General features: G+C 46.7%; 6 protein-coding genes. 1 reads left to right on the top strand and 5 read right to left on the bottom strand.

From position 1 onward, the window contains the following. Window positions 1-588: 588 nt before the first annotated feature. From RDN79_RS07875 to RDN79_RS07860, 4 genes are all read right to left on the bottom strand, one after another. The gene (locus RDN79_RS07875; protein ID WP_298553226.1) at window positions 589-1,761 is read right to left on the bottom strand and encodes an acyltransferase; all 1,173 of its coding nucleotides are present in this window, start codon (window positions 1,759-1,761) and stop codon (window positions 589-591) included. A gap of 81 nt (window positions 1,762-1,842) precedes the next feature. After that, on the bottom strand, window positions 1,843-2,406 hold the full coding sequence (locus tag RDN79_RS07870) for a Crp/Fnr family transcriptional regulator (RefSeq protein ID WP_298553227.1): 564 nt from the start codon (window positions 2,404-2,406) through the stop codon (window positions 1,843-1,845). Window positions 2,407-2,532: 126 nt separating this feature from the next. Then, complete coding sequence (locus RDN79_RS07865) at window positions 2,533-3,630, bottom strand: phosphotransferase enzyme family protein (RefSeq protein WP_298553228.1); 1,098 nt, start codon at window positions 3,628-3,630, stop codon at window positions 2,533-2,535. Between the two features lie 249 nt (window positions 3,631-3,879). Further along, entirely contained in the window at window positions 3,880-4,134 is a 255-nt protein-coding gene (locus tag RDN79_RS07860; RefSeq protein ID WP_008150452.1) for a type B 50S ribosomal protein L31, read from the bottom strand. 226 nt (window positions 4,135-4,360) lie between these two features. Here RDN79_RS07860 and RDN79_RS07855 point away from each other — a divergent pair, with 226 nt between their 5' ends. Beyond that, complete coding sequence (locus tag RDN79_RS07855; RefSeq protein ID WP_298553229.1) at window positions 4,361-5,359, top strand: class II fructose-bisphosphate aldolase; 999 nt, start codon at window positions 4,361-4,363, stop codon at window positions 5,357-5,359. A 54-nt stretch (window positions 5,360-5,413) separates the two neighbouring features. Here the strand turns inward: RDN79_RS07855 and RDN79_RS07850 are convergent, their stop codons facing one another. Beyond that, complete coding sequence (locus RDN79_RS07850) at window positions 5,414-6,814, bottom strand: MFS transporter (RefSeq protein ID WP_298553230.1); 1,401 nt, start codon at window positions 6,812-6,814, stop codon at window positions 5,414-5,416. Window positions 6,815-6,817 lie beyond the last annotated feature (3 nt).

The following is a 6,817-nucleotide window of genomic DNA, read 5'->3' as shown; positions in this document are numbered from 1 at the left end:
CCGTTTTAGAAGTCAGTCAAAGCTGAAAGAAAGAGAAGGAGTCAGTCCGAAAGGAGTTGACTCCTTTTTTCATATTCTGTAAGCAACAGTCGGTTTTTTTGTTAGGGATGGACAGCTGTCAGGGATCATGGGGGCTTGACCGGTTTCTGGGGTCAGCAGATTTTCCCGGTGGGCGGTGGGGAGTTCATGAGTAAAGTTTTAACTTTGCAGTATGCACCCTCAAGATTTACTACGAGCTATTCTTTTCGGATGTTCTGATAGACAATTTCGATTCGATGTCGACCGATTTGAAAAGACTGACACCCGTTTTGGCATCTGGCTTGACGAGAAGAAAGTTTAGTTTCGCGAGGATAAGTACAACAATGATGTAATTGCCTACGACTTCGGTGATTACTATACGATTGGAAGAGACAAGGTATTGTTAGGTGACTTGCGGGAAGGTTTCAGAAATACTCGAAAAAATGTCGGGTGCCGACGCTGTGCTATCTTAATCCACATCGACACCCGTTAATTGTTGTTTGTTTGATGGTATATTAAAAGGTCTTGGAGCCGACCTTTTGGGTACAATAAATCTATATTAAAGTGTTTTTAAAGTGCAGGTTTCTTTTTCAGGAACTTTTTGCTTAACCACTTTCTTACCGGTTCGTCATAAAGTTTCAGGCAGAGGTAAGCCAAGACGATGCTGCCGGCGTAAACTACTATTGCCATAGGCCAGATTTCGGCTAAAGTATAAAGTTCGTTGTCGATCAGCCAAGCATAGAATAGGTACATGATCGGGTAATGAACAGCGTAGAGCGGATAGGATATGTCGCCTAAGAATTTACATATTTGCGTCGAACGTTTGTCTGTCGTTTTGCCGGAGGCTCCAAGCCAGACAAGAACCGGGAAAATAAGAATGATGCAGGCAGCTTCAAATAGCCCGTTGAGACTGATAGGAACAGCGTCTGCCTTTATATAGGGGACACAGAAGAGAATCAACAGAACGATCGAACAAATCCAGAAAGCTCCCCTCATTTGGAATGGTTTGAAGTTGCGGGATAATAGCATTCCTAATGAGAAGGGAAAAAGCATGCGCAAGGAACCGCCGATGAAATTCACGCCGTCGAGGGTCCAGCCCACACCGATCATGTCGTATCCTGAAACATTGAAAAGCGTGAATCCGGCAAGCCCTATCCCTAAAAGGGCGACGAGTACGGTCAGTGCTTTAGTGGAAAGACGGTGAATGAAAACGGCGTAAAGGATGTTACCGATATATTCGAAAAAAAGTGACCAACTTGGACCGTTGAGCGGAAACATTTCGCCATTGCCACGCACTTCATATTTTGCACCGGGCAGGGCGGGAATGAAAAACATCGCACAAAGTGTGGATAACATCACTGCCGAGATTGTCACGTGTTTACCGTCCCACTGGACACAACCCTGTATGAAAAAGGCTATTGTCCCCAATACTACTCCCATGATAATCATCGGATGGAGACGGATCAGGCGGCGCTTGAAAAAGTTGCCGGTCGTCATTGTTTTTCCCAAGCGGTCGTCGTAGGCGTAGCCAATTACGAAACCTGAAAGGATGAAGAAAAAATCGACAGCCAGGTAGCCATGATTGATCGTTGTGATAGGAGTTCCTCCGGCTGCAAAAGAAAGACCTTCAAAGATGTGATAAAAAACAACCAGTAAGGCTGCCACCCCTCGCAATCCGTCAAGAAGTTCGTAATGGGGTTTGGTATCCGCAAATGCGGCTGAAGAGATTGTTGTGTCTGACATTGATATTGAATTAGATATTTGTAATATGCGGCAAAAGTATTCGTTTTTTGGGGTAAAAAAATTGTCCTATGTCAAATTCGTCTATCCGTTAGCTCGGAGCCGGCTGAGCGTGGAAAGCCTGATTCCCAAATAAGAGGCGATATATCCTAAGTTCACTCGTCGGTATGCGTCCGGAAACTGTTCCTTGAAAGCTTCGTATCGTTCCCGCGCCGACAAGGTCAAATGGTCTTTGTGGCTGCGATGTAAACGTCTGTATTCGTTTTGGTGGATGATTCTTCCCCAATTACACAGTTCGATGTTTGTTTCGAAAAGATGCGTCAAAGTAGCCAACGATATCCGGTAGGCTTCTACCTCTTCCAGTGTTTCGACAAATTCTTCGCTTATCTTTCCGTAATAGAGTTCATCCATACTGAACACAATACTCCCTTCGCCGGCAAACGATGTCGTGACCTCTTCGCCATCTACCAGCCAGAAGGAACGTGTAATTCCTTTCTCGATGAAAAAGGCGGATTTACAATAGGTGTCAGCTTTTATCAACTGATACTTTTTAGGAAAGCGGCAGTAGGTCACATTCTCTTTCAATACTTGAATGGTATCATCGGAAATAGGAAACAAAGAGTTTATTTTATTTAATATATTTGTCATGATGTTACTTTGGCATTGTCTGTCAATCACAAAGATACGAAAAAACCGGTAAAAAACAGTTGGCAACCGGGCAGTAATCATCTCACTGCCTGATTGCCAACCGCCAATTGAATTATTGAACTGTTCCTACAGCCATTCGCTCATGAACGCATCCATCTCGTCTGCATGTGCTTCGAGGCTTTGGAGCAGTTTGAACTGAGCCTTTGTGCGGATCAGGTTGTGCTTCGGGCTGTGGATCTTGTAATAGGTGTCGCCGTTGATGTAGTCGGTCAGGAAACGGACTGTCTGCATATAAGTCAGCAAGCGGCCGCCGTACGGGAGCAACTTGATCTCTGTCGGGGTCAGGAATGACTTGGCTTTTTCCATGTAACCGCGTGTATAGGCTTTGAAGATGTCCATGTTGACATTGACGTTGTCCAGGTTTTCGTCATCTTCCGCACCGGTATTGGCTCCTGTGCGGATGAAGTCACCGATATCTGACAGGACGAAGCCCGGCATGACCGTGTCGAGGTCGATCACGCATAACACCTTGTCGCTTTCGGCATCGAACATCATATTGTTAACCTTCGTGTCGCAATGGTTCGTGCGTTTTTTGAGCTTGCCTTCGCGATAGAGGCGTTCCTGGATACACATGTCTTCGGCGCGTTTTTCGATTTCCTCGATCAAGTCTTTCACTTCGTCCAGACGGCCGGCGGCATTGGCCTTTACTGCATCGTGGAATTGCTCCAGACGGAATTCCATGTTGTGGAAGTTCGGGATCGTTTCGCCCAACGTGCCTTCTGGAATGTCGGCCAGCATGGACTGGAAGTCGCCGAAAGCCTTGCCTGCTTCGTAAGACAGTTCAGGGCTGACCTCTTCGTAGCTTTTGCTGTTCGGAATGAATAAACATACGCGCCAATAGCTGTCTCCGTCGAAATAGTACAATTTGTTATCTTTTGTCGGAAGGAAAGTCAGGACTTTGCGGTCGATATCGTTTTCGCCTTTTTCTTCCAGTTTTTTACGGATATGCGAAGTAACGACCTGGATATTGTTCTGCAACATATCCACGTTGGTAAAGATCAAGTGGTTGATGCGTTGCAGCACGTATTTGATTTCGCCTTTTTCGTTTGTTACTTTCAGCGTATCGTTAATGTGTCCGTTTCCGAATGGTTCGGCGGAAACTACTTTCTCTGTGAGCTGGAACTGGTCCAGGATGTTTAGTAATTGTTCTTTCGTTTTTGCCATGGCATTATGTTAATTGATGATTGATAATTGACAATTGAAGATGAAGGGATGCACGGTGCACGACTTCATTTCAATCTTCAGTTACGCACAAAAGTAAGAATATCTTTGTAAATAAAAAACGGAAGTTGCTTTCTTTATCGGTGAATCCCGTATAAAATAAGAAAGGCTATCCAATATGGACAGCCTTTCTTATTCGATATAATCGTAATTGAGAACCGGCAATTACGATTCTCAATTTTCCATTTCCAATTACTTCTTATTGCGGTTACCGTAGCGGCTCATGAACTTATCAACACGTCCGGCAGTATCGACCAATTTAGCCTTACCAGTGTAGAACGGGTGAGAAGTGCTTGAGATTTCGACCTTTACTAACGGATAAGTAACGCCGTCAATTTCGATCGTTTCTTTTGCATTGATAGTAGAACGAGTGATAAATACGTCCTCGTTTGACATGTCCTTGAATACTACAGGACGATAGTTGTCAGGATGAATTCCTTTTTTCATTGCTTTGTTATCTTATTTTTAATTTATACTCTTGTACTTAAGTCTGGTAACCGGTATTTTGGGTTGCAAAGGTATGGATTAGAGTTGAACAAACAAAGAAATTCGAACTATTTTTTCAATCAGGTCTACTTTTGTGTTATTTTATATGCTTAAAAGCATAATGTTACCGGATAGTTGTTATCTTTGTGGGAGATTTCTAATCATTAACGTAATAACATATACAACAATGGTAAATTACAAAGATTTAGGTTTGGTGAACACAAGAGAAATGTTCGCAAAAGCCATCAAAGGCGGATACGCAATTCCGGCTTTCAACTTTAACAACATGGAACAGATGCAGGCTATCATCAAGGCTGCTGTTGAAACAAAGTCTCCGGTAATCCTGCAGGTATCTAAAGGTGCTCGCCAATATGCAAATGCTACTCTGTTGCGTTACATGGCTCAGGGAGCTGTTGAATATGCTAAGGAATTAGGCTGTCCGAATCCTCAGATCGTTTTGCACCTGGATCACGGCGATACGTTCGAAACTTGCAAAAGCTGTATCGACTCTGGCTTCTCTTCTGTCATGATCGACGGTTCTCATCTTCCTTATGAAGAAAACGTAGCTCTGACAAAGAAAGTTGTTGATTATGCTCATCAATTTGATGTAACCGTAGAAGGTGAATTAGGTGTATTGGCAGGTGTTGAAGACGAAGTTTCTTCTGACCACCACACTTATACCGATCCGGAAGAAGTGATCGATTTCGCTCACCGTACAGGTTGCGATTCTTTGGCTATCTCTATCGGTACTTCTCACGGTGCATACAAGTTTACTCCGGAACAGTGCCATATCGATCCGAAGACAGGCAAGATGGTTCCTCCTCCATTGGCTTTCAACGTATTGGATGCTGTAATGGAAAAACTTCCGGGATTCCCTATCGTTCTTCACGGATCTTCATCTGTTCCTGAAGAAGAAGTTGAAACAATCAACAAATACGGTGGCGCTTTGAAGGCTGCTATCGGTATTCCTGAAGAAGAATTGCGCAAGGCTGCTAAATCGGCTGTTTGCAAAATCAACATCGACTCGGACTCTCGTCTGGCCATGACTGCTGCTATCCGCAAGACTTTCGCAGAAAAACCGGCTGAATTCGACCCGCGTAAATATCTGGGTCCGGCTCGTGATAACATGGAAAAGCTGTACAAGCACAAAATTATCAACGTACTCGGTTCTAACGATAAACTCTAATCCCTGTTTACGGGACGAGATAAAAGAAAGGGATGCCTCATGGGTGTCCCTTTTTTATTTCCTTTTCAGGGGAGCCGGTTGGGAGATGCGCAGGCAACTGACGATTCCGGCAATGACGGCAAACGACCCCGCCAGGTACAGGCAAGCCTGTGTGCTGTGGTTGGGAACGAGGTTGAACAGCATGGCGACCAGTGTCGCTCCCAACGTCTGTCCCAAAAGGCGGGCCGTGCCGAGCATACCGCTTGCGCCGCCGCTACGATTGGTGGGAGCGGATGAGATGATCGTGCTGTTGTTAGGTGTCTGAAACAAGCCGAAGCCTGCCCCGCAGATAAACAAACGCCAGATAATGTCCATATCGGCAGGATGGGCCGGCAGGGTAGCGAGCAGGAACAGCCCGGTTGCGAATATGCTCATGCCGATTCCGCCTAATATCCCCGGATGGATCTTTTCGACCAGGCGACCGGCTGTCGGAGCCATGATCATGGTTGCCAGAGGCCAGGGAGTCAACAGCAGTCCGGTGGCGACGTCGCTTCGCCCAAGTGTGTTTTGGAGGAAGAAGGGAAGGGAGATCATTGCCAACATCTGGGCCGTGAAGGAGCTGATCGAGGTCCCGATGGAGAGCGAGAAGATCGGTATCCTCATCAGGTCGACAGGAAGCAACGGGAAACGCTGGTGTAGCTGCCGGCGGACAAAGAAATACCCGATTATGCCCAGTGCCACGATCCCGATGATAACCAGGGCGGCGCTTTTCTTATGGGCGATCCCTTCCAACGAGAAGATCAGCGGTCCGAAGGTCAACGCGTTCATCAGGCAACTGACTTTGTCGAAACGTCTGCCATAGACTTTCACCGGGTTGCCGGGCAGGTGGGAGATGCCGATCACCAGAGCGGCGATGCCGAACGGGACATTGATGGCAAACAGCCAGTGCCACGAGCCGAGCGACAGGATAGCCGACGCGATGGTCGGTCCGGCAGCGATCGAGACTGCCACGACAAGGGCGTTTATCCCCATTCCTCTTCCCAAGAATTTTTTCGGATAGATGATGCGCAGCAGAGCCGTGTTCACACTGGTAATGGCCGCTGCCCCGAAACCTTGTAAGATACGGGCAACCGTCAGGGTCCAGAAGGAGCCGGACAGGGCGCAGATCAGGGAGGTGACGCTGAACACGGCGATCCCCGACAAGTAGATGCGCCTATAGCCATAAATATCTCCTAAGGAGGAGAAGGAGAGGAGCGAGATCGTGATGGCCAACTGGTAAGCGTTCACTACCCAGATGGTAACAGAGGGCTCTGTCCCTAAATCGCGTGCGATCGTCGGCAGGGCGACATTGGCGATAGTTCCGTCTATGACGGACATACCGACACCCAATGCGGTGGCAAGTATCGCCCAGTAGCGTTTGGGCAGGGGCAGTCCGTCTGTTTCGTTTACAGTTGTAACACGATTGGCTGATATCATTTC

Origin of the sequence: uncultured Parabacteroides sp., assembly GCF_902493135.1 — a bacterium.
In the GTDB taxonomy this organism is placed as follows: Bacteria; Bacteroidota; Bacteroidia; order Bacteroidales; family Tannerellaceae; genus Parabacteroides.
The sequence above is the reverse complement of the archived record's forward strand: the minus strand, read 5'-3'. Positions and strand labels throughout refer to the sequence as shown.